20 protein-coding genes and 1 pseudogene are annotated in these 26377 nt (G+C 70.1%); 6 read left to right on the forward strand and 15 right to left on the reverse strand.

All coding sequences use genetic code 11. The features are described 5' to 3' along the window. Nucleotides 1-13: 13 nt before the first annotated feature. Complete coding sequence (locus ACZ63F_RS32310) at nt 14-2245, reverse strand: alpha-L-fucosidase (protein ID WP_469716430.1); 2232 nt, start codon at nt 2243-2245, stop codon at nt 14-16. A 380-nt stretch (nt 2246-2625) separates the two neighbouring features. On the opposite strand from ACZ63F_RS32310, the gene ACZ63F_RS32315 reads away from it, so the two are divergent. Then, nucleotides 2626-3327 carry a FadR/GntR family transcriptional regulator gene (locus ACZ63F_RS32315; RefSeq protein WP_469716433.1) on the forward strand — a complete coding sequence of 234 codons (702 nt, stop codon included), beginning with the start codon at nt 2626-2628 and terminating at the stop codon, nt 3325-3327. A gap of 88 nt (nt 3328-3415) precedes the next feature. Here ACZ63F_RS32315 and ACZ63F_RS32320 read toward each other — a convergent pair whose 3' ends face one another. Together ACZ63F_RS32320 and ACZ63F_RS32325 are read right to left on the reverse strand one after the other, a co-directional pair. Beyond that, nucleotides 3416-6574 carry a DUF1349 domain-containing protein gene (locus tag ACZ63F_RS32320; protein WP_469716435.1) on the reverse strand — a complete coding sequence of 1053 codons (3159 nt, stop codon included), beginning with the start codon at nt 6572-6574 and terminating at the stop codon, nt 3416-3418. A gap of 248 nt (nt 6575-6822) precedes the next feature. Beyond that, nucleotides 6823-7590: a FadR/GntR family transcriptional regulator gene (locus ACZ63F_RS32325; protein WP_469716436.1), complete on the reverse strand. Its 768-nt coding sequence runs from the start codon at nt 7588-7590 to the stop codon at nt 6823-6825. A gap of 320 nt (nt 7591-7910) precedes the next feature. Here ACZ63F_RS32325 and ACZ63F_RS32330 point away from each other — a divergent pair. Continuing rightward, a pseudogene (locus tag ACZ63F_RS32330) lies at nt 7911-8165 on the forward strand (amidohydrolase family protein); the annotation flags it as partial. Nucleotides 8166-8184: 19 nt separating this feature from the next. Here ACZ63F_RS32330 and ACZ63F_RS32335 read toward each other — a convergent pair. From ACZ63F_RS32335 to ACZ63F_RS32370, 8 genes are all read right to left on the reverse strand, one after another. Beyond that, a complete protein-coding gene (locus ACZ63F_RS32335; RefSeq protein WP_469716437.1) occupies nt 8185-10620 on the reverse strand; it encodes a SpoIIE family protein phosphatase in 2436 nt (811 codons plus the stop codon). Between the two features lie 76 nt (nt 10621-10696). Beyond that, the gene (locus ACZ63F_RS32340; protein ID WP_469716439.1) at nt 10697-10993 is read right to left on the reverse strand and encodes a hypothetical protein; all 297 of its coding nucleotides are present in this window, start codon (nt 10991-10993) and stop codon (nt 10697-10699) included. A gap of 25 nt (nt 10994-11018) precedes the next feature. After that, entirely contained in the window at nt 11019-12851 is a 1833-nt protein-coding gene (locus tag ACZ63F_RS32345) for a PEP-utilizing enzyme (RefSeq protein WP_469716441.1), read from the reverse strand. Nucleotides 12852-12980: 129 nt separating this feature from the next. Then, on the reverse strand, nt 12981-14060 hold the full coding sequence (locus tag ACZ63F_RS32350; RefSeq protein WP_469716443.1) for a PEP/pyruvate-binding domain-containing protein: 1080 nt from the start codon (nt 14058-14060) through the stop codon (nt 12981-12983). Nucleotides 14061-14292: 232 nt separating this feature from the next. After that, entirely contained in the window at nt 14293-15255 is a 963-nt protein-coding gene (locus ACZ63F_RS32355) for an RNA polymerase subunit sigma-70 (RefSeq protein ID WP_469716446.1), read from the reverse strand. A 41-nt stretch (nt 15256-15296) separates the two neighbouring features. Next, complete coding sequence (locus ACZ63F_RS32360) at nt 15297-16037, reverse strand: SDR family oxidoreductase (RefSeq protein ID WP_469716448.1); 741 nt, start codon at nt 16035-16037, stop codon at nt 15297-15299. Nucleotides 16038-16533: 496 nt separating this feature from the next. Then, nucleotides 16534-18306: an MOSC domain-containing protein gene (locus ACZ63F_RS32365; RefSeq protein WP_469716450.1), complete on the reverse strand. Its 1773-nt coding sequence runs from the start codon at nt 18304-18306 to the stop codon at nt 16534-16536. Nucleotides 18307-18328: 22 nt separating this feature from the next. Continuing rightward, complete coding sequence (locus tag ACZ63F_RS32370; protein ID WP_469716800.1) at nt 18329-19198, reverse strand: alpha/beta fold hydrolase; 870 nt, start codon at nt 19196-19198, stop codon at nt 18329-18331. A 421-nt stretch (nt 19199-19619) separates the two neighbouring features. On the opposite strand from ACZ63F_RS32370, the gene ACZ63F_RS32375 reads away from it, so the two are divergent. Continuing rightward, on the forward strand, nt 19620-19832 hold the full coding sequence (locus ACZ63F_RS32375; RefSeq protein ID WP_469716452.1) for a nuclear transport factor 2 family protein: 213 nt from the start codon (nt 19620-19622) through the stop codon (nt 19830-19832). Nucleotides 19833-20047: 215 nt separating this feature from the next. On the opposite strand, the gene ACZ63F_RS32380 is transcribed toward ACZ63F_RS32375, so the two are convergent. Further along, entirely contained in the window at nt 20048-20503 is a 456-nt protein-coding gene (locus ACZ63F_RS32380) for a MarR family winged helix-turn-helix transcriptional regulator (RefSeq protein ID WP_469716454.1), read from the reverse strand. Between the two features lie 67 nt (nt 20504-20570). Between ACZ63F_RS32380 and ACZ63F_RS32385 the strand changes: the two genes are divergently transcribed. Together ACZ63F_RS32385 and ACZ63F_RS32390 are read left to right on the forward strand one after the other, a co-directional pair. Next, the gene (locus tag ACZ63F_RS32385) at nt 20571-21083 is read left to right on the forward strand and encodes a hypothetical protein (RefSeq protein ID WP_469716456.1); all 513 of its coding nucleotides are present in this window, start codon (nt 20571-20573) and stop codon (nt 21081-21083) included. Beyond that, the gene (locus ACZ63F_RS32390; protein WP_469716458.1) at nt 21080-22651 is read left to right on the forward strand and encodes a multicopper oxidase family protein; all 1572 of its coding nucleotides are present in this window, start codon (nt 21080-21082) and stop codon (nt 22649-22651) included. The genes ACZ63F_RS32385 and ACZ63F_RS32390 overlap by 4 nt, the downstream gene beginning before the upstream one ends. Nucleotides 22652-23035: 384 nt before the next feature. Here ACZ63F_RS32390 and ACZ63F_RS32395 read toward each other — a convergent pair whose 3' ends face one another. Both ACZ63F_RS32395 and ACZ63F_RS32400 read right to left on the reverse strand, forming a co-directional pair. After that, nucleotides 23036-23683, reverse strand: coding sequence for a hypothetical protein (locus ACZ63F_RS32395; RefSeq protein WP_469716460.1), 648 nt, complete (start codon nt 23681-23683; stop codon nt 23036-23038). A gap of 102 nt (nt 23684-23785) precedes the next feature. After that, complete coding sequence (locus tag ACZ63F_RS32400) at nt 23786-24799, reverse strand: rod shape-determining protein (RefSeq protein WP_469716462.1); 1014 nt, start codon at nt 24797-24799, stop codon at nt 23786-23788. Nucleotides 24800-25014: 215 nt separating this feature from the next. Here ACZ63F_RS32400 and ACZ63F_RS32405 point away from each other — a divergent pair, with 215 nt between their 5' ends. Further along, entirely contained in the window at nt 25015-25503 is a 489-nt protein-coding gene (locus ACZ63F_RS32405) for a hypothetical protein (protein ID WP_469716464.1), read from the forward strand. A gap of 133 nt (nt 25504-25636) precedes the next feature. On the opposite strand, the gene ACZ63F_RS32410 is transcribed toward ACZ63F_RS32405, so the two are convergent. Next, nucleotides 25637-26203 carry a hypothetical protein gene (locus tag ACZ63F_RS32410; protein WP_469716467.1) on the reverse strand — a complete coding sequence of 189 codons (567 nt, stop codon included), beginning with the start codon at nt 26201-26203 and terminating at the stop codon, nt 25637-25639. Between the last annotated feature and the right edge of the window lie 174 nt (nt 26204-26377).

A 26377-nucleotide genomic window follows, 5' to 3' on the forward strand; every position in this document is an offset into this window, starting at 1 on the left:
CTTCACGCCCGTGTCACTGGGCGGTAAGGGTCCACAGCAGATTGGTGCTGCTGCCGTAGCCCCACTGCTTGGTGACGGAGCCGGAGGCCACGTTCCCGCCGCCGTCCAGGACGAGGCCGGTGGCCCGGTTGGCGATGGTGCACATGCCCTCGCCGCGGTGGGTGACCGTCCACTGCTGGTTGTTGCCGCCGTTCCACGCCGCTTGCTGGGCCGGGGAGCCGTTGGACGTGGCGCCCCAGCCGTCGGCGACCATGCCGTTGGTGCGGTTGACCAGCTTGTAGTAGCCGCCGCCGACCTCCACGAGCTGCCACTGCAGGTTGGGGCTGCCGTCCCAGGTGTACTGCTTGAGGTTGGATCCCGATGCGACGTTTCCCCCGCTGTCCAGGGCCAGGCCGTCGGTGACGTTGGTGATGCGGAAGTAGGTGGCCGGATCGAACTGCACCTTCAGGGACGTGATCTGGTCGTTCTGGCCGGTGGCCCTGAGGTCGGGGTTGTCGGCGGTGAAGGTCCAGGAGGTGCCGGTGAAGTTGTCACCGCTGTAGGCGACGATCTGGTTGCCGGCGGCCAGTCTGAGGGAGGAGATGCTCTGGGGGTCCACCCCGGCCAGCTGCAGCTGGTCGGCCGTGTAGGTGCCGGGATCGAGCACCGCGTAGTTCGCGGAGTAGTTGACGTCCTGGTGGACCACGGCACCGACCGCCGGCCGCAGCGGGGGGATCGGGCCGGAGAAGCTGAGCTTGAGGACGTAGGCGCCCGCGGTGAACGGCGCCGAGGAGGGCAGCGTGACGGTGAGCCCGGTGGAGTCCTGCGTCGGCGCGGCGAGGTTGATGTAGGTGCCGGCGGTCGAGTCCAGCAGCTTCACCGAGGTGAGCGAGGAGAGGCTGATGCGGTCAGAGCTCAGGGTCTTGATCTTCAGTGAACTGCCGGGCCAGCCCAGCACGGTGGCGTACAGCACCGTGTTGCCCTTGCTGCGGGTGAAGCGGATGTCCTGTGCGGTGCCGACGAGGGGGGCGGTGAACGAGCCGCCGCCCATCCGGGTGGGGCCCTCGCCGTACTGCGTCCAGGCCCGGGTCGCGTACATCGACTCCCCGAAGCGCTTCAGGTAGTCGCCGATGCCGAGCAGCACGTCCTTCTGCCCCTGGGGGATCGTGCCGTCGGCCATCGGCGCGATGTTCAGCAGCATGTTGCCGTTCTTGCTGACCCGGTCGATGAGCGAATGCAGCATCTGCTGGGTGCTGTAGTAGCCGATGCCCTGCGTGTAGCACCAGCTGGAGCTGGAGATGCTGTCGTCGGTGAGCCAGTAGGGCGCGGTCAGGTCGGCCGGGCCGCCGCGCTCGTAGTCGAAGACCTCGCCGTGGCCGTTGAAGCCGTCCTTGTAGGTGGCGACGACCTCTTTGCCCCAGGAGTTGGCCTGGTTGTAGTAGTACGACAGGAAGTTCAGGCGCTGCGTCTCGTCGACCTTGGTCAGGTCGAAGTCCTCCCAGAGGATGTCCGGTTGGGCGCGGTCGATGACTTCCTTGAGTTTGTCGTACCAGAGCTGGTTCTCGGCGGTGGAGCCCAGCTGTCCGTAGAGCTTCTTCAGGCTGGGGTCGGTCTGGGCGGGCACGTGGTCGTAGTACCCGTTGAAGTTGTACGCGTGGTGCATCGCCACCAGCAGCTTCAGGTTCTTGGCCCGGATCGCCGTGGTGAACAGCTTCAGCAGGTCGAGCTTGGGGCCCTTGGCGACCGAGTTCCACTCGTTGACCTGGGAGTCCCACATGGAGAATCCGTCGTGGTGCTCCGCGACGGGTCCCGCGAACTTCGCCCCGGCGTCGACGAACAGCTGGGCCCACTCGTCGGGGTCGAAGTTCCCGCCGGCGGACTTGAGTTTGGGTGCGAACTGGGTGAAGTGGCCCGACTTGTCGTTCGCTCCGTTGATGAAGTTGTGGTACGGCCACACCGAGGGGTCGCCATAGGTCGCGATGTGGTGCGTGTTGGCGTTGCTCCCGGCGATGTACATGTTGCGGGGGTACCACTCGCTGTCGTACGCGGGGACGCTGAAGACGCCCCAGTGGAAGTAGATGCCGAACTTGGCGTCCTGGAACCACTCCGGGGCGGGCGGGTGTTGGTTCACCGAACCCCAGGAGGGGGTGTAGGTGCTGGGAGCGGCCTGCGCGCTGCCGGCACCGAACACTCCCCCCGCGACGGCCGCCGCGGCCACGCAGGTGGCGCCGGCGAGGAACTGACGTCTGTTGATCGAACTGGGCATGGGGCATCCCTGTGTCGGACGGAGGCAGACGGAAGGTGGGGACCCGGCGCGACAGTCACCACCCGTTGCGCCGGTTGTTACGGAAGAAGGTCCGCCATGTGTCCTCGCCATGTCAACAGGCGTGCAGGGATGAAAACGGTTCTTCACTTTGGATTTTGTACCGATATAAGCCGTTTACTCCCATTTATTCACCGGCAAACATACAATGTTTCCGGGCCGGAAAGGGCCTCACCGACGTCCCGGCACGCACCACGTGGCGGCGGCACACGCCGACGGCGGCCCCTCGGTGGCCTCCCCGGTATGATCGGCGCCGCACTCGACGCGCCGCCCCGGTCACTCGCGCACCGGACCACAGCGCGCGCTCACGGAAGGAGCTCACGTTGTCCCTGACAGACAGGGCCATCGGGCAGATCCGTGAGCTCATCCGCTCCGGCGCACTGCCGCCGGGCGCGAAGCTGCCCCCGGAGCCGGAGCTCGCCGCGCAGCTGGGCCTCTCCCGCAACCTCGCCCGCGAGGCGGTCAAGGCACTGGCCGTGGCCCGGGTGCTCGAGGTACGAAGAGGCGACGGCACCTACGTGACCAGTCTCCAGCCCAGCCTGCTGCTGGAGGGACTCGGTGGCGCCGTGGAGCTCCTCCAGAGCGACACGGGCGCCCTGCTGGATCTCATGGAGGTCCGGCGGCTGCTCGAACCGCTCGCCACCGGACTGGCCGCCGCCCGGATCACCGACGACCAACTGGCCGAGGTCAAGGGCCACTTGGATGCGATGCGGGAGGCGTGCGACGACGTGGAGCGGCTCAACGTCCATGACGCGGCCTTCCACCGCTCGGTCGTGGCGGCCACCGGCAACGAGAGCCTGCTCACCCTGCTCGAGGGCATCTCGGGCCGTACCCTGGGCGCCCGGATCTGGCGGGGCCGGTTGGACGACCAGTCCGCCGGGCGGACTCTCGCCGAGCACGAGGCGATCTACAACGCCCTCCGCACCCGCGACGCCGCGGTGAGCCAGGCCGCGGCCCTGCTGCACGTCAGCAACACGGAGCACTGGCTTCGCGAGCACCTGCGGTCAAACACCGCACAGGCATAGCGAACGGGGGCCGGTTTCCGGCCGGGCTCGGCGCCGTGCGTGGCCGCGCCCGCCAGTTCGTCAGGCGCCAGTGCCCCGAACTGCTTCGTCAACTCACGGAGAACTGGCTGAACTTCGCGGTGCCGGGCGCTGCGCCGTGAGCAGTGAAGAACACCCCCGCGTCCTCGGTGCTGTCGGCACCGGTCAGCGTCGCGGTGCCCACCGTGGTCCAGGTGGTGCCGTCGGCGGAGTAGGAGCCGGTGACCGAGTCACCGTTCCTGACCAGACGGAGCCAGACCGGGGCGATGGCGGCACTGCCGGTCTTGGTGGTGTTGGAGTCGAGGTAGCCGTCACTGTCGGAGTCCGACGACAACGTGACACCCTCGCCCGGCGTGGCGACGAGGACCAGGTATCCGGTGGAGGAACCGCTGCCGGTGATGTCGTTGCGCAGCATCAGGCCGGCCTTGCCCCAGGCATTGGTGTTGTCCTGGCTGTCGACATGGACGGTGACGGTCGACGACGTTCCCGCCGCGCCCGACTGGTAGGCCGCGGAGTAGTCGTCGTCGTGTTGCGAGCTCGTGGCCCATGTGTCGATGCCCGCGTTGGTCAGGGAGGTCACTCCCTGGCTCTGGCCCACTGCGGCGGGGATGGAGCCGTAGGCCTTGAAGGGCGAGGTGACGATCCGCAGGTTGCTGAAGGCCGCGCTGCCGACGGTGGTGCTGTGGGCGCTGTGGATGACACCGGCGTCCTGGGTGGCGGCCATGGACGGCAGGGTGACCGCCGAGCCGATCTGCGTGAAGCTGGATCCGTCGGTGGAATACAGGGCGGACACCTGGGTGGCCGTGCGGGTGAGCCGCACCCACACGGGCGCCTTGACCGTCGAGGACGTACACGACATCTGATCCAGGTAGCCGTCCGCGGTGGAGTCCCACTGGAAGCACACGCCGTGGCCCGGGGTCGCCGCGACGACCGCGTATCCCGGGGAGGAGCCGTTGCCGGTGAGGCTGTTGCGCAGGACGACGCCCGCCTTGGCCCAGCCGTTGGTGTTGTCGACGTTGTCGACCCGCGCGGTCACGGAGGTGCCGGCGACAGCGGAGTTCGCCAGGTAGGCGGTGCCGTAGGCGTCGTCGTGCTGTCCGCCCGCGCCCCAGATGTCGGCTCCCGCGTCGGTGACGGTGAAGCGGCCGCCGCTCTGGCCGGTCAGGGCCGGAGTGGAGGAGTAGCCGCGGTAGGGGGCCGTGACGGGGTCGGTGGTCAGGGGCCGGTAGAGGGGTTCGACGCCCGCGTTGTCCATGACCGTGCGGGCGCCGGAGGGCCAGTTGCCGTCGGTGACGACCACCGTGCCGCTCACCACATCACCGCGGCCACCGTTGAAGATGTCGGTCGAGGACGTGGTCGTCCAGTTGTCCTGGAGGGTGAGGGCACCGGTGTTGTTGGTGGAGGTGCCGTTCTGGTGGGACCACCGGCCCGTGTTACGGAAGACGTTGTTGGTGTCCGTGAAGTCCCTGGATCCCTCGTCGTGGTAGAAGCCGAAGTAGTTGTTGTTGGTGTGGCAGTAGTTGCGTTCGAAGGTGCTGCCGGGCGACGCCGACAGGGTGTACATGCAGCCGCCGTCGTTCATCTGCTGCATGACGTCGTGGATGTAGTTGTCGGTGATGTGGTTGTTCGCGGCGGTGGTGGGGGTCTGGTAGACGGGCTGGTAGCTGTACAGACCGCGGTTCACGTAGTCCTGGCTGCCGCCCGGGTCGTTGACGCCCCAGCCGTAACCGATGGTGAGCCCCGAGTAGGGGAGGTTGTACACCTCGTTGTGCGACACCGTGGCGCCGTTGACGTAGGTGGCGAGGATGGCCGACATGTCCCGGTAGTCGAGCGCCACGTCGTGAATGACGTTGTCGCTCAGGGTGATGTTCTTGTTGGTCATCCGGCTGTCACTGGGGTGATGCGCGTCCGCCTGGACCCCGCCGACGACGATGCCGCCGCCGGCGTCCTGGGTGAAGACGTTGCCGGTGGCGGTGACGGTGTCGGCACCGAGGCCGACCCCGGTGGCGTGGGCGTCGGCGTCCTGGCCGATGCCGAGGCTCACCTGGCCGAGCTGGGTGAACCGGTCGCCGGTGAAGGTGATGTGGTCGGCGGCCGACACCTGGACGGCAGCCGGCATCTGGTCCCAGTGCGGACGCGTCGCCTCGAACAGCGGGCAGCCGCCCTGGCAGGAGGTCAACGCGTCGGAGGGACGGTCCCAGGTACCGCTGAGGTACGCGCCGGTCTGCTGGCTGGCGTAGCCGGTGGTGTTGGGGCCCAGCCAGCTGGTGCCCGAGAACTGCAGACCCGCAAACGTGATGTGGGTGGCGGGAGAGGCGTAGCTGCCCCCGATGTCGATGAGCGACTGCAGCTTCGGCACCTCGACGTCCGCGGTGCTCATGTTCTGCCCGGCGAGCGGCTTGTAGTACAGGGTGCCGGTGCCGGTGTCGAGGTACCACTCCCCGGCCGCGTCGAGGAATTCGTAGGCGTTCTCGAGGTAGAGCGGCCCCGACCGGAAGGGCTGGGTCAGGGTGTCGTAGCCGAAGGTGTTGTCGTCCCAGGCCGGCTGTTCCATGGTGATGGTGCCGTTGCCGATGCCGGACACCGGGGCGTAGCGGTCGGTGAAGGAGCCGATGCCGTGGATCTCGGTGCGGCTCGGGGCGGCCAGGTTGTTGAGGTGGTTCAGCGCGGTGTTGGTGAAGGTGTAGCCGCTGGTGGTCGCGGTCAGGTCGGAGCGGTTGATCGAGGAGCGTGCCCTGGTCGCCAGGTCGCCGTCGACGTACAGCTGCCGGGTGTCGAACCCGGTCCCGACGCTGGCCTGCCAGATGTTCTTCGCCGAGTCGTGCAGCGTCCAGCCCGTGGCCCGCTGCGCGCCGGTGATGACCGGGCGTGCGCCCGGCACGGCCTTCCAGATCACCGAGTGGCCGCCGGTGCCGGAGTCCGCCGCGGTGAAGGTGAGGGGGTCCGTCAGCCGGTACGTGCCGTCGGCGACCTCCACGACGATGTCGCCCGTCATGGAGCTGTTCATGGCCCGGACGTTGGTCCTGGCCTGGGTGAGGGAGCACGGCTGGCTGGTCGAGCAGGCGGTACCGGTGCCGTTGGGCGACACGTGGAGTGTCGCGGAAGTGGCGGCGAACGTGGGGACGGCCTGGGCGACGACGGCCCCGGCAGAGGCGGTGAGGAGCGCGAGTGCGGCCAGACATGGTCTGAGCCGGTCACGCACGGCGGGGCGGAAGCGAGTTGGGCGCATCTGACACCTTCCGATGGTGCGAGAGGGCACGCGCGGGGGCGGCATCCCACTCATGGGATGACAGACCTGACTCATGGGGGTGCGGCCCTGCGGTGATTGCGGAGGTGATACGGCGACGTAACGTAAGTCGTCATACGTATGCCGTCAAGACGTGCCGCGGAAATAGATCTGCACCTCGAAAGAAACCCGCCCCCGGGCCTGAAGGCTCGAGGGCGGGTTCCTGGCGCACGCAAGGGCGCGGGATGCGCTCAACCGGCGGTGAGACCGGGGTGCGGGATACGGCGGCGGCTCCAGGCGGCTTCGATATGGGCCGTCATGGCCTGCGCCGCACCCTGGGGGTCGCGGGCCAGAAGCCGCTCGGCGACCCGGCGGTGCTCGGCGTTCGCCTGCTCACAGGAGTGGCTGTCAGGAGTGCCGTTGTACAGGAACGTACTGCGGGCCTGGGTGTGGACGGTCCGGATGATGGAACGCCCCAGCCTGTTCCGGGACGCCTGCATGATCCGGTCATGGAAGAGCACATCGGTCTCGATGAACCGGGCGGGAGTGGCAATCTCCTCGTCGAGGCGGCCGAGCAGCCTCTCGACCTCCCGGAGATCGTCATCGGTGGCGAGCTCGGCGGCCTGGGCCACCATCTGTGCTTCAAGGGCCGAACGTACGCCGACGAGCTGGTCCAGCACGACGAGTTCGTCGTCGTGCTGGACGGTGGCCGCCAGCACGACAGGATCCAGGAGATTCCACTCCTCGGCCTGGGTGACCGTGGTGCCGGAACCCTGCCGGGCCCGAACCAGCCCCTTGGCCTCCAGCGACTTGACCGCCTCACGGATCGTGATGCGGCTGACGCCGAACGTCTCGCACAGTTCGGGTTCGACCGGCAAGGTGGAGCCCGACGGGATGGCACCCGAGACGATGCTGTCGGTGAGGGACTCCACCACCGCATGGGCCAGTCGCGCCGGGCGCCTGGGCCAGGGCTTCAGGGCCGACGGATCCTCGACGCCGCTTCGACCGCTCTTCGCCATATGGCCCCCTCTCCGCTGTGGACGATCGCCGATTCTACTGCTCCGAACACCTTGACAGCATTCGTATGACGACTTACGTTACACGAGAATTTCGCAGCAGCAGCTGCCGTTGCGAACACCGTGCGCATGGCCGATGCGGAGAGCTGTTCCGTCCGCGTTCCAGGAGTCAGTCCGCCGTTCGTCTGGCGTGACGGTCTGCAGGGCAGCCCGCCGGACGGCGAGGCCGCGGTGCTGCGCATAGGCACCGACGAAGGGGCCGAGGGGGTGGCGATGGCACCCCGCCGGGGCAGCGCAGTCATCCTGGCGGATCTACTGGACCGGTGCTGGATGCCTTCGGCCCGCGGTGGCTCATGTTCGGCTCCGGCTGGCCCGTCTGTCGACCGGCCGCCACCTACGCCGAAGTAGTTGCCACAGCAAGGGAGTTGGCGGCCGCACTCCACCTCACCGAACGCCGTGAGGTCGTCACCGGAACCGCACTGCGGACCTACGGCCTGACCGTCATCGGCTCCCCGGCCGGTCACGAAGCACCATGCGCCCAGCCCTCTTCATCGCCTGCTTCAACGATCGCCTCGTAGCGCGCCGCGTACGGCGCGGTCATATGGCGGCAAATACCTCCAGGGAGAGAAGTGGGCCGCCGGCCGCGGCCGGGGTCTGCTCACACCAGATCGTCTTGCCGGCCGCCGTCTGCCGGGTGCCCCAGCGCTCCGTGAGCTGCGCGACCAGCAACAGCCCGCGTCCGCCCTCGTCGAACATCCGGGCCCGCCGCAGATGCGGCGCGGTGCTGCTGGAGTCGGAGACCTCGCAGATCAGCCCGCGGTCGTGGATGAGCCGCAACTGGATCGGCGGGGCGCCGTACCGGATGGCGTTCGTGACCAGTTCGCTGACCACCAGTTCGGTGACGAACGCGGTCTCTTCCAGTCCCCACTCGTCAAGGGTACGGACGGCGTCCGACCGGATCCGCGGCACCGCGGCGAAGTCGGCCTCCACGTCCCACACGCAGACCCTGCGCGCGTCCAGGGCCCGGGGCCGCACCAGGAGCAGGGCCGCATCATCGGCGGGGCCCTCCGGCAGCAGCTTGTGTACGACGTGGTCGCACAGGGAGTCCAGCGTGCCCGTCGGCACGGCCAGCGCCTCCCGCAGGGCCTCGAGTCCCTCCCCGAAGTCGCGGTGGCCGGAATGGATCAAGCCGTCGGTGTAAAGGGCGAGCAGGCTGCCTTCCTGGAGGGTGACCTCCATCGATTCGAAGGGCAGCCCGCCCAGGCCGAGTGGCGGTCCCACGGGGACGTCCAGGAACTCGGCGGTGCCGTCCGGACCGACGACGGCGGGCGGCGGGTGGCCGGCGAGCGCCATGGAGCAGCGCCTGGAGACCGGGTCGTACACCGCGTACAGGCAGGTGGCCCCGATGTCCCCGGCGGCCTCCGCCCCCGGCGGCTGCATGTCGGCCCCGGACTCCGCCGACAGCCGGAGGACCAGGTCGTCGAGGTGGGTGAGCAGTTCGTCGGGAGCGAGGTCGACATCGGCGAGGGTTTGTACGGCGGCGCGCAGCCGGCCCATCGTGGCGGCCGCGTGGATGCCGTGCCCGACCACGTCGCCGACCACCAGCGCGACCCTGGCTCCGGAGAGCGGGATCACGTCGAACCAGTCGCCGCCCACCCCGGAACGCTGTTCGGCGGGGAGGTAGCGGAAGGCGGCTTCCACCGCCGACTGCTCCGGCATCCGCTGCGGCAGCAGGCTGCGCTGCAGAGTGAGAGCGGCGGCGCGCTCGCGGGTGAAGCGCCGGGCGTTGTCCAGGCAGACCGCCGCCCTTGCCACCAGGTCCTCGGCGAGGGGAAGGTCGTCCTCGTCGAAGCTCTCCGGAGTCTCCCGCATGCGGGTGAACCACACCACGCCGAGGGTCGTGCCCCTGGCCTTCACCGGCACGATGATCCATGAGTGCGGGCCCATCCGCCGGACCCTCGCCCGCCGCTCGGGGGTCGCGTCGATCTCGTAGTAGGTGCGGATCGGCGGGGAGGTGTTGTCCCGGTACAGCGTCGGCCGGCCGGTGGCCAGGCACAGGGCGGCCGGTGAGTTCGCGAGGTAGACGTCCGCCTCGCCGACAGTCCGCTGTGCCGTGGTGACCCCCTCGCACAGGAACAGTTCCGCGATGCGCCGCAGCCGCACGGGGCCGGCCAGCGGCCCAGGAGCGGGTTCGTCGCCCTGGAGGATGACGTCCAGCAGGTCCACGCGGGCGAAGTCGGTGAACCTGGGTACGGCCACCTCGGTGAGTTCCCGTGCGGTCTGCACCATGTCGAGGGTGCTGCCGATGTGCAGGCTCGCGTCGTTGAGCAGGGAGAGCCGCTCGCGGGCACGGCGCCTCTCGGTCACATCACCCACGAGAGCACAGACTCCGAGCGTACGGGCCTCCGCGTCCCGCAGCGGCGTCGCCGAGACACTGAAGAGACGGGATCCGAGGCCGGCCAGGCCGGTGCCCTTGAGCTCGCTGACCTGCTCTTCGCCCGTGGCCATGGCCAGCCGCATCGCCTCCTCCCACTCCACTGCCTCGGGGCCGGCGAAGATCTCCGTCGGCCGGCGTCCGCACCGCTCCCCGTCGGGCAGGCCGCCGAGGCGGCGCATCGCGTCGCTCTGCCACACGCGGCGCAGGTCGGTGTCGTACACCGTCAGGGCCAGGGGCGAGTCCTGCAGAACCCAGCCGGACAGCGCCTGCCACAGTCGTTCCGCCGCCGGCCCGGACGGCGGGGCGATGAGCAGGACGGTGCCGGGTCCTCCTCCGGTGCCGTCCGCCCCCGGGGCGATGCGGTGGCGGGAGACGGCCACGGCCAGCCGGTGCCCGTCCTTGTGGCGTACGCTCACGTCCGGATGCTGCTCACCGTGCTCGGCAGCCCCTTCACCCCGGGCAGGCTCCCCGCTCGCGAGTACGGGGGCATCCAGCAGCTCCGCCACGGACCGGCCGCGGGCCTCGGCGCTGGTGTGACCGAGCAGGCGTTCCGCTCCGGGCGTCCACCCGACGACCAGGCCCTGCCGGTCGGTCACGACCACTCCGAGTGTCGGACAGGCGTCCATGCAGTCAAGACTTGCGCCGTAAATATCCATAATCAACCGAAAGAGGTCATTCTTTATGCGGCGGTGCGTTCAGGCCGCTTCGCCGCACGCTGAGGGCGGTGCGGGGCGGCACGGTGAATGCGGCACCGACGGCACGGGCGGATTCGGTGAGCAGCCGCTCGTAGGTACGTGCCGCCAGGAGCCGCAGTGTCCGGTCCGGGTCCAGGGCGAACCACGCACCGACGGTCTCCCGCCGGACGCCGGTCAACGGCACGGGCCGGGGCGGGGGGTGGCTCAGGGGAGTCTCCGAGGCTGCGAGCGGCAGCGTCGGCAGCGGATTGCGGGGCGCCCGGTCGGACGTCATGACGTCTCCTGTCGTGCGGGGTTGATCAGTCCAGAAGGGTGACCGTGCCGGCCGTGCCGTTCACACGGATCCGACGGCCTGATGTGATGCGGGTGGACGCCGAGCCCGTCCCGGTGACGGCGGGCAGGGAGTACTCACGGCAGACGATGGCGGCGTGGGACATGACTCCCCCGATGTCGGTGACGGTCGCGCGGACCTTCCCGAAGGCCGGCGTCCAGCTGGGTGCGGTGACCGGGGCGACCAGGATGTCGCCCTCCTGGAGGAGGTCCAGCTCGTCGGGGCTGCGGATCACCCGGGCCGTGCCTTCGGCGACGCCCGGCGAGGCGGCCATGCCGGTCAGGTCGCCCATGCCGGTCAGGTCGCCCAGGTCGCCCGGGGGTGCCAGCCACGACCGGATGCGCTCGCTGGTGATGCCCCACAGCATGACGCTGAACGGCTCGGTGATGGCTCGCGGCGGTTCGTTCAGCGCCGGTTCCGGACGCTGCCGTGCGAGCGCGGCCACGATCCGGCGTCGCCGTGCCACCTCCGCCGGCCAGTGACCGGGGCCGGCCGGCTCGACGCCGATCGCCCAGCCGGACACATGGTCGAACAGCGCGGCCCGGACCTCGTCGCGCGTGAGGTAGAACATGTCGTTCGTGCCGGGCCAGAACCCCGCCCGGTGCAGCAGGGCGGACAGCTCCCTGGCCTTGCGCCAGAAGACACCCATCGTCCAGTGCTCGATGTAGAAGTTGTGGTTCTCCACATACGGGTAGACCTGGCGCGCGAGGCCCAGCTTCGCCTCGAAGTCGGCACGTGCCGGGGCGTCGAGCAGCGCGGCGTACTCGCAGGTGATCCGCTCGCGTTCGGCGGCGAGTTCGACGAGGCGCCGGTCGATGGCCTCACCCCGCCGCAGGCGCAGGATGTAGTCGCGGACATACCCCAGGGGAAGCGAGGGAGTGTCCCTCCAGTACCGGTCGTCGCTGTAGAGACCATTGCCCGAGGTGAAGTTGAACCAGGGATCGCGGGCGGCGTCCCAGGCGTCGAGCCAGTCGCTGCCCCGTGGCTCGCGGCTGAGGGCGGCCAGGGTGTGCTCGCCGGGGTCGGGCACGGTCAGTGCCCTGTCGACGCCCAGTTCGACAGCGATCCTTGCCAGTTTCCTGAGCTCCTCGTCCGGCCGGAACAGCTCCATGTCCACGCCCGTGACCATCGCCGCGATGCCCTGGTCCGGGATGTCCGGGAACCGCTGCTTGCAGAAGTGGAAGAAGTCCAGGTAGGCCGCGTAGCCGAGGTTCAGGAACTCGAAGTGGTACTGCCAGGCGCGGTGGCACAGGGCGAGGAGCCGGTCGTACCCGGCGAGCAGGTCGTCGGCGGCGCCCAGGCCGGAGCCCGCTTCGACGTCCTCGTACGGCTGGACCTCCGGCAGTTCGCTGAAGCTGATCGACTCCAGTTCACGGATGGTGCCGAGGACCTTGCCCTTCCAGTTCTCCAGCAGCCTGTCCCAGTTCGCGTAGTAGTAGCCGGCGCGGTCCAGGAACTGCTGTGCCCGGTCAGGGATCCGGCTTTCCGGCGCGGCCACCGGGCTCAGGTAGACGTAGCCCTGGTGGATGCGGAACATGACGCCGTACGCGGGCGGTACGACGAAGTGCCGGGTGTTGAACTGACCCAGGCACTTGAACGAGAGCTCGGGGATGACCGTCTCGAACGGCTTGACCACGGTGGGCCAGTGCTGGCTGTCACGGAACCAGAAGCGCTCCTCCTCGGCCGACCGCCGCCAGGGCTGGAAGAGCGTGTAGTACGGGTACAGCCGTTCCCACCCCTCCGCGTCCGCGGGGGAGGTCATCTCGTAGGGGCTCGGGAAGGCCGTGCGCGAGACCGTCATCTTGACGTGCTCCTTACCGGCTAACAGGCGGGCGATGCCGACACGCGGCTCGCAGGCGGGCGACGCCGACCCGGCGTGGACGAGTCTTTCGACTCTTTCGACGGCGGCCGAGCCGAGGGGGCATGTCGGCTACCTCCCAGGGCGAAGGAGGGTGTCGAGGATGCTGGAGACGCCGGCGCCGTGGCCGGCCCGGGCAGGTGTCCTCGGCCGACTGCTCCAGACCGTCTCGGGCCGGGTCTGGAGCAGTCGCACGGATGCGGCCGTATCCGTGGAGCCGTTCGGGTGCTTGTCGACGGCCCACTCGATGTCCTGCGGGCAGCCGTAGTGCCGCTCGGCGGTCTTGGCCAGGCGGGCGATCTCCACGAGCTCCCTCTGAGCCAGGCAGGGGACCTGCTGACGGCCCTCCTCGACCGCCCGCCGTGCGAGCCCGTGCCCGTCAGGGGAGGGAACCAGTTCCTGGTGCTTCGGCGACACCGTCGTCCGCACCGTGCTGAGCAGGACCTTGTCCACCAGGTAGGCGTCCGGGGTCACCTCGCCGGACACCATGAGCTGCCCCAGTCCCCAGACCGCCTCCACCCGTATCTTCGAGGGGTCGCCGTCAGCCGGGTTGACGGTCACGGCGGCGCCGGAGGCACGGGCATCGACCATCTGCTGCACTGCGACCGCCATGCGCAGCCCCCGCTGCGGCAGCCCCCGAGCCACGCGGTAGATGATGGCCCGGTCGGTCCACAGGCTCGCCCAGCAACGCCGGACGGCCTCGACCACGGCATCGGCACCCCGGATCCACAAAAACGTGTCGTACTGACCGGCGCAGCTCGCCTCGGTCAGGTCCTCCACTTCGGCGCTCGACCGGACGGCCACCGCGACATCGGGGCAGCCGACGGCCCGGCAGAACTCCTCGTACGCCGCCGTCACCGCCGACGCGACCGGTGAGGGCACGGGCTGGTCCATCACCGTGCGGCGGATCTCGGCGGCGCGCGCCGTCACGGCACCCGGATCGGCGACGAGCCCGGCAAGGGCTGCGTCGACGGCCCGGCGCAACCCGCCGCGGTCGAGCAGCGCCTCGAAGGCATCCATCGTCACCACGAACCCGGGCGGCACCGGAGCACCGGCCCGGGTCATCACGATGAGCGCGGCGCACTTGCCGCCGAGGCCGTTCGTCCCGACCTCGGCAGAGCTGTCGAACGCGAGGGTGTACGGAGAGCTCACGGGCCTCTCACTCCCTGCCACGGACGTCACCGCTTGGCCGCCGGGCCATTCCGTCCGTGCCCCGTTCCACGAAGGCACAGCCGGCCCCCTGAAGGTCAGCCTATGACGCCCAGTGCCCTCTTGCAGCGGGTCATGGCGCCCGGCGGGTGCCGCGGTGCGGCCGGCGTCGGAACTGCGGGCGGCGCTGCGACACCCTGCGTGACATCGCCGACCGGATACCCAGTGTCGCGCGTCAGCGCGTTGCGAGGTGGTGGGCGAAGGCCGCGACCAGGGAAGGGTCGTTGAAGGCGGTGATTCGGGCGATGCGGTCCGCGCGAAGGGTCAGGACCTGGATGCCGTACGGTTCGTACCGCCCACCGCCAGCGTGCTTGTGGACGACGAGGGCCGGCTGACCGTTGGCGCGGGTGGGGGTCAGCCGCCACAGGTGCGGGTGCAGGACGCGGGCGGAAAGGAAGCCGATGACGGCCCGACGGCCGGTGAACCAGGTCGGGGTCGGGGGCATCTCCAGCTCGACGTCGGCGCGCAGCAGGTGCACCAGTGCGTCGGGGTCGGCGCGGGTGAAGGCGTTGACGTAGTCGTCGAGGAGGCCGCGCCGGGTCTCCTGGTCCGGCTCGCCCAGGTCGTCGGCGACCGGTCCGGCATCGGCCAGGCGGGCCCGGGCGCGGCGGAGCGCGCTGTCCACGGCAGCGGTCGTGGTGTCCAGGATCTCGGCCACCTCGGCCGTCCGGAACCCGAGCACGTCGCGCAAGGTCAGCACGGCGCGCTGGCGGGCGGACAGGAACTGCAGTGCGGCGATGAACGCGAGGCGCACTCCCGTCCGCGTGGCCACGATCGCCGCGGGGTCGCCGGCGCCGAACCGTGCGTCCGGCGCCGGCTGGAGCCAGGGCACTGCCGGCTCGCGGCGAGCCACCGCCACACGGTGATCGTCCGACGGCGCGCCCAGCCCCGAGGGAAGAGGCCGCCGGGATCGCGTCTCCAAGGCCGTCAGGCAGGCCATGGTGGCGATCTTGTACAGCCACCGCCGCACCGAGGAACGGCCTTCGAAGCCGTCGAGCGCGCGCCACGCACGGAGATAGGTCTCCTGGACCAGGTCTTCGGCGTCGTGGATCGAGCCGAGGAGCCGGTAGCAGTGCGCGAGCAGTTCTGGCCGCAACTGCTCGGCCAGGGCGGTGAACTCGGCGCTGGACGGCCTCATGGGTTCTCCTCGGAGTGCGGCGGGACGACCGTAGGCGTGGATCAGTCGATCGGGTTCAGCCCGGCGCCGTCGACCCGGTACTCCGGACCGCTGTCCGGGGCCTCGGCGAGTTCGACCACAGCCTTGCCGATCTGTTCCAGGGTGAGGATCGGCTGCCTCCCTTCGACGAAGGTTTCACGGGCTACGCCGGCACGGGCGGCGTAGCCCGTGACCCCTGCGTCGCCCACCCCGCCGACCGGAGTCATGTTCGGCAGGAGTGTGACGAACCGGATGCCCAGCCCGGCCCGCTGCGACTCCTCGGCGCCGTACTGGCGCAGGTACCGGATGGCAGCCTTGGCACTGGCGTATCCGCCGCTGAGCGGGGAGCCGCCCAGCGCAGCTCCGCTGGACATCGAGAGCACGACGCTGCCGGGCTTCAGCGGCGCTCGCAGAGCAGCCCCGGTCCAGGCGAAGACGTGCCGCGTGTCGACCTCCCAATTGCGGCTGAAGGTCTCCCAGGTCTGCTCGTGCACCGGCGCCATGTGGGGCGTCGCCCCGGCGTTGAGCACGAGCAGACCGGGCCGGTGGGTACGGATCACCTCTTCGGCGAGGGCTTCGCCGACGGCATCGGCGGCGACGGGCGTGAACATCGGGCCGAGCTCGCCCCGTACGGCGTGCAGCTCCTGCCCGTCGCGGGCGATACCGATGACATGGGTACCACGGGCCACGAGCGCGGCGGCGATCGCGCGCCCGAAGCCGCGGCTCGCACCGGTGACGACGGCGGTCTGGAGGTGATCTGGCATCGGAGGCTCCACATGCTGGTCGGGTTCGGTCGCCAATCAAGACCAGCGGGAGGAGGGAAAACCGTCGCCCCGGCGGAAGAATCTTTCGACGGCGCGGACGGCTTGCCTCCCAGCCGCCCGTCCTCGAAGGCCCTGGTTCGTCCGCGCAGCAGGCTCTTGTTCGCGCAGGTCTGTCGCCGAGCAGGTTCCGGGGCTCACCCGCCCGTTCGGCCGGCGGACGGAACGGCTGCGATCGACGCTCCTCGGCTCCGTCACCGTCGGCGGAGAGCCACAGGGGACGTGACGAGAGGCTCCGTGCCGGCACGCGTGGGTCGTTCAGGAACAGATGATCCGCGGACGTGGAGCGCCGCCGCGTACTGTGTGGCGTTCTCGCCCGCCGCGGCACCGCCGAGGACGATCACGTCCCACTCCGACCGATCCGGATCCACCGCTGCCGTCCTGGGAACCGTCCGTTCGTCCTTGTGCCGAGCAGGGCCACCCGCGATGCGGTCAGGTGTCAGAGATCCAGGACGACGTCCTGCGCGGGTCTGCTGCAGCAGATGAGGATGTTGCCCTCGCCCGGCGGCTCGACCGGGTCCGGGGAGTAGTCCACGGTGCCGGACATCATGGCGAGCTCACAGGTGTGGCAGACGCCGGTGCGGCACGACCACTGGACCGGGACGTCGCATGCTTCCGCGAGTTCCAGCAGCGAGTTCTGGTCGTCGTTCCACGGGACGGTCAGTCCGCTGCGGGCGAAGGAGACGGAGGGCCCGGTGCCCGCGGCGCCTTCCGGCCGGTGCGGCGCCCTCGCCACGGGCGTGCCCTTGATCCCGGGAGTGAGGGAAGGGCCGCCGCCGAAGTTCTCGGTGTGCACGCGAGACGGCTGCAGGCCAGCCTTGACCAGCGCGTCGGTCATGCCGTCCATGAAGGCCGCCGGTCCGCAGACGTAGGCGTCGGCATCGGAGGGAAGGCCCAGAGCGAGGATCCGTTCGCTGGATATGCGGCCCGCTTCCGAGTAGTCCTTGCCCGGCTCGTCGGCGCCGTCGGGCCTGCTGTAGTAGATGACGGACCGTGCGTTGTCCAGAGTGGCCAGCAGATCCCGCACCTCCTGGGCGAAGGAGTGCTCGCGGCCGTTGCGGGCGGCATGCAGCCACCACACCTGCCTGCCGGTGGAGGCGTCTGCCAGTGCGTGCAGCATGGCCAGCACGGGAGTCGCCCCGATGCCGGCGGACACGAGAACGACCGGTGTGTCGCCGGGGGGGAGGTAGAACGTGCCGCGCGGTGCGGCGATTTCCAGGCTGTCGCCGGCCTGGACGTGGGTGCGCACATACGTGCTCGCCAGGCCATGGGGTTCCGCCTTTACGCTGATCCGGTACGTACCCGTGCCGGGCCGGCCCGACAGCGAGTAGCTGCGGATCAGGGGCGTCTCGTCGGCCGCGGTGCGCAGTTTCACCGTCAGGAACTGTCCCGGCAGCGCGGCGGGCAGGACGGAGCCGTCAGCCGCGGCCAGCCTCAGGGAGATCACGTCGTCGCTCTCGGGGTGAACGTCCGTGACCGTCAGAGGACGGAAGCCGCGCCATGCGGGGGGCGGCATACCGGCCACGGCGGTGAGGCCGGCGCTGCCGGACGAGGCGGTCGCGCCCTTGTCGGCCTGTTCGAGCAGGTCGCGCATCGAGCCCTGCCAGCCCGGACTGAGAGCCGGTATGCGCAGAGCACGGCGAACCTGGTCGGGGGTGTGACCGGAGAGGTAGAGGACCGAGTCGATCTCCTCGACGGTCATGGCCTCCGGGCCGGTGGAGACCTTGACGATCCGCTGCCCGGCCTCCACCTCGCCCTCTTCGATGACGCGCAGGTAGAAGCCGGGCCGATGGTGGGCCACCAGCAGCGCCGCCATGCGCGGTTCGGCCAGGCGCATGCCGACCCGGTAGCAGGTCACTCGCGGTTGCGAGACCTCCAAAAGGGCTCCGCCGACCCGGTACCGGTCGCCGATGCACACCTCGTCGTCGGCAAGCCCGTCGACCGTGAAGTTCTCCCCGAAGCTGCCCGGCGTCAGGTCGTCCCGGCCCAGTTTCTCGGACCAGAAGCGGTAGGAGTCGAGTTGGTAGACCAGCACGGCCCGCATTTCCCCGCCGTGACCGCCCAGGTCGCCCTGCCCGTCACCGTCGATGTTCAGCCGCCGCACCATCCGCGGCCCCGACACGGGCTGCTTGTGCACCCCCGTGTACACGGTCCTGCCGTGCCAGGAGACGTCCTTCGGCATCCCGACGTTGACTGAGATCAAAGTGGCCACCGCTCGCCCTCCTCGTCCACCCTCAGCCGGTCAGACGGCCGAGGAATCCGTGGATGTAACCGCTTATGGCATCCAGGTGCGTCTCCAGGGCGAAATGACCGGCTGGGAGCAGATGGACTTCGGCATCGGGCAGATCGTGCGAGAAGGCGTGAGCGCCGTCCGGCCCGAAGATCTCGTCGCGCTCACCCCAGACGGCCAGCAGTGGCACCTGGCTGGCACGGAAGTACTCGTGGAGCTGCGGGTAACCCCCGATGTTCGTCGGGTAGTCCCGGAAGAGCGCCAGCTGCACCTGGTCGTTGCCCGGCCTGTCCAGCAAGGTCTGGTCGTGCAGCCAGTTGTCCGGGCTGACCAGGCTCGGGTCCTCGGCCCCGTTCTCGTACTGCCAGCGCGTGGTCTCGGCGCTGAACTTCGCCCGCGCGCCGGGTTCGGTGTCGGGACCGGGTGACGTCGCGTAGGAAAACAGATCGTCCCAGAAGGGTTTGGCGAAGCCTTCCATGTAGGCGTTGCCGCTCTGCGAGATGATGGCGGTCACCTCGAAAGCAGGATTCAAGGCGAGGCGCCAGCCGATGGGCGCACCGTAGTCATGTACATAGACCGAGAAACGGCTGATCCCCAGTTTCTCCAGCAATCCCGCAGTGACGGCCGCCAAATGATCAAATGTGTAGGTGAACTCACCGGCTTGGGGCATGGACGAGTGCCCGTATCCGACATGATCGGTGGCGATCACGTGATAGCGGTCGGCGAGGGCGGGAACGAGGTGTCGAAACATGTGCGAACTGCTCGGGAATCCATGCAGAAGCAGAACTGTCGGGGCTTCCTCGGGGCCGGCCTCACGATAGAACACCTGCTGGGCGTCGACGGTCGCGGTCCGATGATGCGTAGGGAGCACAATGGCCTCCGGCGGTCACCCCGAGCGACGATGAACTACTTGGTGGTACATGTGGCAGCGCGACGCCAGGGAGAAATGCTGAATCTGAATTCAACTTATGCTCCCCCGGCCGCATTGTTCGATTTCACACTAGACCTGGCCGCCGACGGGAGCCACCTTCGCACTGGCGGTCTTCCTGGACGGGGCGCAGCCTGCGATGAATGGGCCACGTGGCCGCCGACGTCGGTATGCGCAGCCCCCTGTGATCCGACGGGGCGGCGGAGGTGGGTGACGTCGGGGTCCGTGTCGGGAAACCCGCGGGCTATCGGGAGTTCGCCGACGGTCCGTTCCTGACCGCCACCATTCGCTCCGCACGGCGCTCGGCACCAACTGGGGTGCCGCCCTGGGGAGTTCGACCTACCTCTCGCATGGAAGGTTCTCGATCATGACAACACGTGAGGTGGTGGAGCGGTTCTTCGGACTGTTGGTCGACGGCGAACACGCGGTCATGCTGGGGCAGTTCACGCGCGTGGCCAAGAGCACCGGCCGAACCTACGACATGCCTGTCGCCATGCACTTCCGCGTGGAAGGCGACCGGATTGTCCAACTCCATCTCTATGAGGACACGCTCAAGGTGTTCCAGGCATACACCGACTGACGCCTTCGGCTGCAATGGCGGACTCGCCCGCCGCCTTGTCCCCCTCAGTCCGGGAACGGCTCCTGGCTCGCCCAACTGACGATCACTTCGCAGGGCGAGGGTCCCTCGGCGGGCTTGCGGCCACCCCTGGGGCGTCGGACGCAGCCGTCCGGCAGCGGGATCCCCACCTGCCCGCGGCTTCACCGCCGTGCTTCCAGGGGCGCGCCTGGCGCTTGTCAGGCTTCCGGGGCGGCGATGAAGCGTTCCAGCAGGGTGCACAGCAGGTCCTGGTCGCCCTCGTCCATGTGGCCGAGGAGCCGTGCGGCCACGTCGTCGGCGACGGCAGACGCCTTGGCGAACAACGCCGTGCCCTGTGCGGTGATCTCGACGGCGTAGGCGCGGCGGTCGGTGGGTGAGGGGCGGCGTACGGCCAGGCCGCGGGTCTCCAGATCGTCGACGGTGCGCACCATCGAGGACTTGTCGCTGCCGGTGAGGTCGATGAGCCGGCGCTGGCTGAGCGGTCCGTGCAGCTCCAGGTTGAGCAGGACGCCGTAGTGGCGGCCCTCGATGCCCAGGGGGCGCAGGGCGTCGGCGAAGGTCTGGGCGGCGCGCCGCTGGGCGCGGCGGAGCAGCGGACCGACGCGGACGCGGCCGGTGCCGGGTGGGCGCGGGGTGGAGTCGGGCGTGTTCATCGGCATCAGCATAGGGCAAGGTGAGATTGGTTCCGATAAGATGGTTCCATGTGGCACTATCTCAAGCATGCCTAAGTCGATTGCGTCCGCCTCGCCCCCGGTCCAGGCGCCGCCTCCACCCGCGAACGACGCACGTCCTCCGGTGCGGCGCTGGGCCCTGTTGCTCTTCCGGACGGTCGTGACCTGCGAGGCCGTCCTCGCTCTGGGGCAGGCGGTCCTCGCCGGAAGCTTCCTGTCCGGTCACTACGCGGCCCTCGACCTGCACGCGCTCAACGCCTCCGCCACCGGGCTCACCGCCGTGGCGCAGACCGCGGCCGCGCTGCTGCTGTGGCGGCCCGGCGGCGGACCAGGCTGGCCGGCCCTGGCCTCCGTCGCGCTCTTCGGCGCGGAGGCCGGGCAGATAGCCATGGGGTACGGGCGCGTGCTCGCCGTCCATGTCCCGCTGGGCGTGGCGATCATCGCCTGCACGTTCCTGATGCTGGTCCGCGCATGGCGCCCGGCGGCCGCATGGACCCCGTCCTCCCGTACCGAGGGCGCCGGGCGTAGCGAGGACTCTGCCGCCGAGGAGGGATCCGCGTGACCGGCGGCATCACCAGGCGCCGGCTCCTCGCAGCGGCGGCCGTGGGCGGCGGCGCGCTCACCGCGGGCGGTTGGGCCGTGGCGGGAGGGGCGCTGACGTACGGTCAGCCGGGGCTGCTGCTGCGCAGCCGGGCCCCGCTGCCGAGGCCGTACGAGGTGCCGCTGCCCGTGCCGTCCGTGCTCGCACCGGTCAGCACGGGCGCCGCGGCGGACGTGTACGAGATCACCCAGCGGCCGGCGCGGCTGAGGATCCTGCCCGGTCTGGAGACCGACGCCTGGACCTATGACGGGACGTTCCCGGGACCGACCATCGTGTCCCGTTCCGGACGCCGGACGGTGGTGCGGCACCGCAACGAGCTGCCCCGTCCGACCGTGGTCCACCTGCACGGCGGGCACACCCCGTACGGCAGCGACGGCTACCCGACCGCGTTGATCCTGCCTCACCACAGCACGGCAGGCACGGACGGGATGCCGGGCATGCCCGGAGCCGGCGGCGCGCAGGACACCGCCTCCGGGCAGCGGACGTACACGTACCCGATGGAGCAGCGGGCCGCGACCCTCTGGTACCACGACCACCGCATGGGCTTCACCGGACCGAACGTCTGGCACGGGCTCGCCGGATTCCATCTGGTCCACGACGACGAGGAGGAGGCCCTGCCCCTGCCTGCCGGGGAGCGCGACGTCCCGCTGCTGATCGCCGACCGTTCCTTCGCTGCCGACGGCTCCTTCCAGTACCCGGCGCTCGATGCCGGACAGCGCACGGCGGGCGTCACCGACCCGTACATGGACGGTGTCCTGGGCGATGTCATCCTGGTCAACGGGGCACCCTGGCCGGTGCTCGAAACCCAGCGCCTGCGCTACCGGCTGCGGCTGCTCAACGGCTCCAACGCCCGCCGCTACCGCCTGGCGCTCGACCCCGCGCCGCCGGGCGGCGGCGCTCTGGTGCAGACAGGCGGGGACGGGGGCCTACTGGAGCGGCCGCTCGCGCACGACGCCCTGGACATCGCCCCAGGCGAACGCTTCGACGTGGTCGTCGACTTCGCCCGCTACCGGCCCGGCGCCCGGGTGCGGCTGGTCAACCGCCTGGGCAGCGGCGGCACGGCGGTCGTCATGCGGTTCGACGTCTCCGGTGCCCGGCCTCCGGCCGACGACTCCCGTGTACCGGACCGGCTCTCGGCGATCCCCACGCCACGGGCCGAGCAGGCCGCGGCGACCCGTACCTTCCACTTCCAGCGGCGGGGCGGATCAGGATGGACCATCAACGGCCGTCCCTACGAGCCCGGCAGGCCACTGGCGGCCGTCCGCCTCGGCACCACCGAGGTATGGCGGTTCGTCACCGACTTCCACCACCCCGTGCACCTGCACCTGAACCACTTCCAGGTGACCGCTCGCAACGGCAGGTCGCCCGGACCGTACGACGCGGGCTGGAAGGACACCGTGGATCTGCGTCCCGCCGAGTCCGTGGAGATCGTCACGCGCTTCACCGACTATCCGGGGCGGTTTCTGCTGCACTGCCACAACCTCGAGCACGAGGACATGGCGATGATGGCCGACTTCGTCACGGAGTGAACCAGAGGAGCTCGCGCCGATCACGCAGCTCCGCAACCACCCGGCCGACCACTGACCTTGGTGTCTGCTGACTTCGGTTCGGCAGGGTGATGCTGGGTCATCGAGGGTCAGTCCGGTGCCCCTCATGAAGCCGTCGAGGGTGGCGGGCGGGCACCATGAAGTGCCGCTCGCCCATGCGGCGGTGGGCAACGCACGAGGCTCCCGTGCCGTTGGGCGATGAGGGGGCGGCCGCGTCCCTCGTGCCGGCAGCCTCGCCAGGACCCCCGTTACCCGCGGCGCGGCAAGTCGGCCGTCGGCCAGATCTTCCGAGACGGGAACATGGCCGATGCCGCAGGCCACGTCGCCGATGAAGCGGCGTGGGCGGGCGCTGTCAGCCGAGTCGGCTCACCTGGCCCGAGGCGGCCAGTGCTCCCGTGCCCTGGCCGCACTGAAACCGATGGAGGCGGTGAGCAGGGCCTGAACCACGGCGATCAGGGCGGTCAGCGTCCAGAGCCATTCGGGATTGGCGGGCGGCGGGCCGGCACTGACGCCGTACCTGCCCCGGGGATCGATGGTGACGGTGATGTGGTCACCGACAGCGAGGTCCCCCGCGCCGATGGCGCCGAGCGGGTGGTGGGAGGCATCCGCCAGGACCGCTTCCGTTCCGGCGTCGAACGGGCCGGCGCTGGCCTGCAGAGCCGTCACGACCGCTCGGACGGGTCGGCCACGCTCGTGCAACGCGTGGTCCTCCAGGGCGATCCACCCCACGAACATGGTCACAGCGACGCAGATGGCCACCGCGATCTCCTGTACATGGACGCTCTCCTCCGGGTTCTCCGTCCGGAAGTCGTACAGGACGAACGCCAACCCGATCAGACCCCCGCCCAGCACCATCCCGACGAAGCCCATGACGAACGTGTTCCGCCATCCGACGGGCGTCAGCGACGCACCGTAGACGAGGCCGAGCGCAATCGCCGTCAGCATCGCGCTCGCCGGCACCGCGAGTGCCGCCCACGAAAACCGCACGAGCCATCTCCGCTCGGTAGTGCTCACCGGTTCCTCCCCACCTCTGTTCCGGTGTGATGCCCACCCCTTGGTGTGGTGATCGCTCCGCGAAGCCGCACAAGTCCTGGCCCGGAGCGTTCCGCACGGGACTTACCTGTCGTCGGCGTTCAGATCAGGTGGTGGCCGCAGGCCGAGCTTCTCCAGCATCTGCAGCTTCTGCGCCAGGTCGATGCGGTGCTCGGCGATCACGGGGGCAGGCGGCTTCTCGGCGAGCAGACGGGCCACCCCGTGGAGGAGGACCTGGGGGCGGTGATGCCCTGCCTTCGGTTCGACCACCCGGCGAGCGGGGAGCCCGGTCAGATCCGTCAGATGGTCCTCCGCTCCGGGCGGGTGCGGGCCGGTCAGCAGCAGCCCGCCGGCGGTCGCCTGCCGGACGGTCTCCGGCGGCGCTTCACACAACACCTGCTGCACGAGGCCCACCACCGGCTGATAGGCAGGGGTTACGACGGCGCGCAGTTCGGCCGGCGACAAGGTGACCTTGCCCGGCGGCGCAGGGAAGACACGATCCTCGGTGATCATCACCCCTAGGACGGGCCCGGGGGTGGGCACCGTGGGCGATGGCGCGAACGCACCGCCGTGAACGACCGCGGCCCACGCCTCCTCCAGGCCGGCATCGAGCCGGTGCTCGCCCTGCAGATGCTCCACCACCGCCTGGGCCAGACCTCGCGTGCCACCGGCCGCCAGACCACCGGCGATCGCCTCGCGCCCGGCGACGACAGCGACCGAGGTGCGTAGCCCGTCCTGGTGCACCACGACACACGCGGCCGGCTCCGGGTCCTGGCCGGCACCGGCCAGGGCGGCCACTGTCTCGTCCACCACCGTGACCACCGCCGCCGGCCACAGCTCCTGGACCTTGTCCACGGCCAGCTCCACCCCCGGGTGTGCACCGGCTCCGGGTGCCACGAGGACCACCGACCCGATCGGCGCCGACAGCCACGCCCGCTCCGTCATACCGGCCAGGACCTGCGCCGCAAGCGACGCATCCGCCCCCGGGCCCGGATTCCAGGCCAGCTCCAACACCACTTGCGAGTAACGGGCGTCGCGTCCCGTCACCTGCACTCGTATCTCGTCCAGAGCCCACCAGAGCACGCCGCCACCCCGCACCGTTTTCCTGTGCGGCGATCTTAGATGACAGAGAAGGAACAGTAGGGCGCGACGGGCTTCGGTGCCTGCGGCACGCCTGGGTGGGGACCGGCGCCTGAGCATTGGCGGTGCCCGTGGCGCGTAGGGGGTGAACAGGCACTGGCGTTGACGCGTACCCCTTGTCGTACGCCTGCCCGTCGGCCGCGGGCTGGACCACCCGGAAACGGAGACGCAACGTGCCACAGCAGCCACTAGTCCAGCACACCGGGCGCCTGATGCGCGGCGCGACCCTGGCCGCGACCTTGGCGGTCGTCCCGCTGACCGCGGCCTGCAGTGGCGGTGGCGACGACGGGGACCAGAAGCGCAGGCAGTCGAAGGTCTCCGTGTCGGACGCCCCTGCGAACGGGGTCGTGGCTCCGGCCAAGGTCGAGGTGATCGCCGGCTTGATCGACTGCAAGCCCAAGATCCGCATCGAGGCCACGGAACTGCGCCAGGGCCTGTGCCACACCAAGGAGGTCGACTACCTCATCACCACGTTCCCCACCGACGAGCTCAAGGAGACCTGGCTGGACTCCGCCTCCGGGTACGGCGGCAAGTACCTGGTCGGCAACCGCTGGATCGTCAGCGCCCAGCCGCAGATGCTGGCCGGGTTCCGTGACAAGCTCGGCGGCACGATCCGGGAACTGCGCGGGTTCGGCGCGGCGGCGGAGCCCAGCGCGTCGTAGCGCAAGGCCCCTCACATCGGGAAGGCTCGACGTTCGCTTGCCGACTCGAATGCGGCCGACGGGGCACCGGGGGGGCGGGGTTCGGGGCATCAGTTGGGTTCCGGGGTTCCCGGCGCCGGTTGTTGCGGGTCCGTCAGCCGGCGCCACCGGTGCCGCCCGTGCCGCCGCGGCCGCCGCTCGTGCAGCCGAGCCCCAGGCAGATCCCGCCGATGCCGCCGGTGCCGCCGCGGCCGCCGTCGCCGGTGCCCACGGCGGCTCCGCCCGTGCCGCCCGTGCCGCCGTTGGCGCTGCCGCTGCAGATCCCGGCGCAGATACCGCCCGCGCCGCCGATCCCGCCCTCACGTCCGGGCGCACCGGCCGTACCCGTGCCGCCGTTGGCGCTTCCGTTGCACAGTCCGGCGCAGATCCCCCCGCCCTGGCCGCCGCTGCTGCCGTTGACGGTGGCGTTGCAGTTGCCCGCGCAGACCCGGTCGCCGATGCGCACACTGCCGTCGGCCGCCCGGACCGCGCCGAACTGGATGCGGCCGCTGCCCGGGCCGGCGCTGTCGGCGGGCAGCTGCCGAGCGGCCGCGACGGACGTCCGGCTCTGCGGTGCCGGCGCCGCCATTGCGGCAGGGGCCAGCGCGCCGGCCGCGACACCGGCGGCGAGGGCGGCCGAGGCCGTGAGTCCGAGACGGGCCTTCCAAGAACACGTACGCATGGCATTCCTCATTTCGAATTGCCGGATTGCCGGATTTCCGCATTTCCGGATGTCCAAGGGGGCGGGGGGGGGGGGGGAGGGGGGGGGGGGGGGGGGGGGTGGGGAGGGGGGGGGGGGGGGGGGAGGAGGGAGGGGGGGGGGGGGGGGGTCTCTCTCGGGGCGGTTTTTTCCCGG

The organism is Streptomyces sp. NPDC104761, from assembly GCF_055583445.1.

Coding starts and splice junctions, on each gene's coding strand:
- ACZ63F_RS32310 (WP_469716430.1), bottom strand. CDS start 2,245: ATGCCCAGTTCGATCAACAGACGTCAGTTCCTCGCCGGCGCCACCTGC.
- ACZ63F_RS32320 (WP_469716435.1), bottom strand. CDS start 6,574: ATGCGCCCAACTCGCTTCCGCCCCGCCGTGCGTGACCGGCTCAGACCA.
- ACZ63F_RS32325 (WP_469716436.1), bottom strand. CDS start 7,590: ATGGCGAAGAGCGGTCGAAGCGGCGTCGAGGATCCGTCGGCCCTGAAG.
- ACZ63F_RS32340 (WP_469716439.1), bottom strand. CDS start 10,993: ATGACGTCCGACCGGGCGCCCCGCAATCCGCTGCCGACGCTGCCGCTC.
- ACZ63F_RS32345 (WP_469716441.1), bottom strand. CDS start 12,851: ATGACGGTCTCGCGCACGGCCTTCCCGAGCCCCTACGAGATGACCTCC.
- ACZ63F_RS32355 (WP_469716446.1), bottom strand. CDS start 15,255: ATGAGGCCGTCCAGCGCCGAGTTCACCGCCCTGGCCGAGCAGTTGCGG.
- ACZ63F_RS32360 (WP_469716448.1), bottom strand. CDS start 16,037: ATGCCAGATCACCTCCAGACCGCCGTCGTCACCGGTGCGAGCCGCGGC.
- ACZ63F_RS32375 (WP_469716452.1), top strand. CDS start 19,620: ATGACAACACGTGAGGTGGTGGAGCGGTTCTTCGGACTGTTGGTCGAC.
- ACZ63F_RS32380 (WP_469716454.1), bottom strand. CDS start 20,503: ATGAACACGCCCGACTCCACCCCGCGCCCACCCGGCACCGGCCGCGTC.
- ACZ63F_RS32385 (WP_469716456.1), top strand. CDS start 20,571: ATGCCTAAGTCGATTGCGTCCGCCTCGCCCCCGGTCCAGGCGCCGCCT.
- ACZ63F_RS32410 (WP_469716467.1), bottom strand. CDS start 26,203: ATGCGTACGTGTTCTTGGAAGGCCCGTCTCGGACTCACGGCCTCGGCC.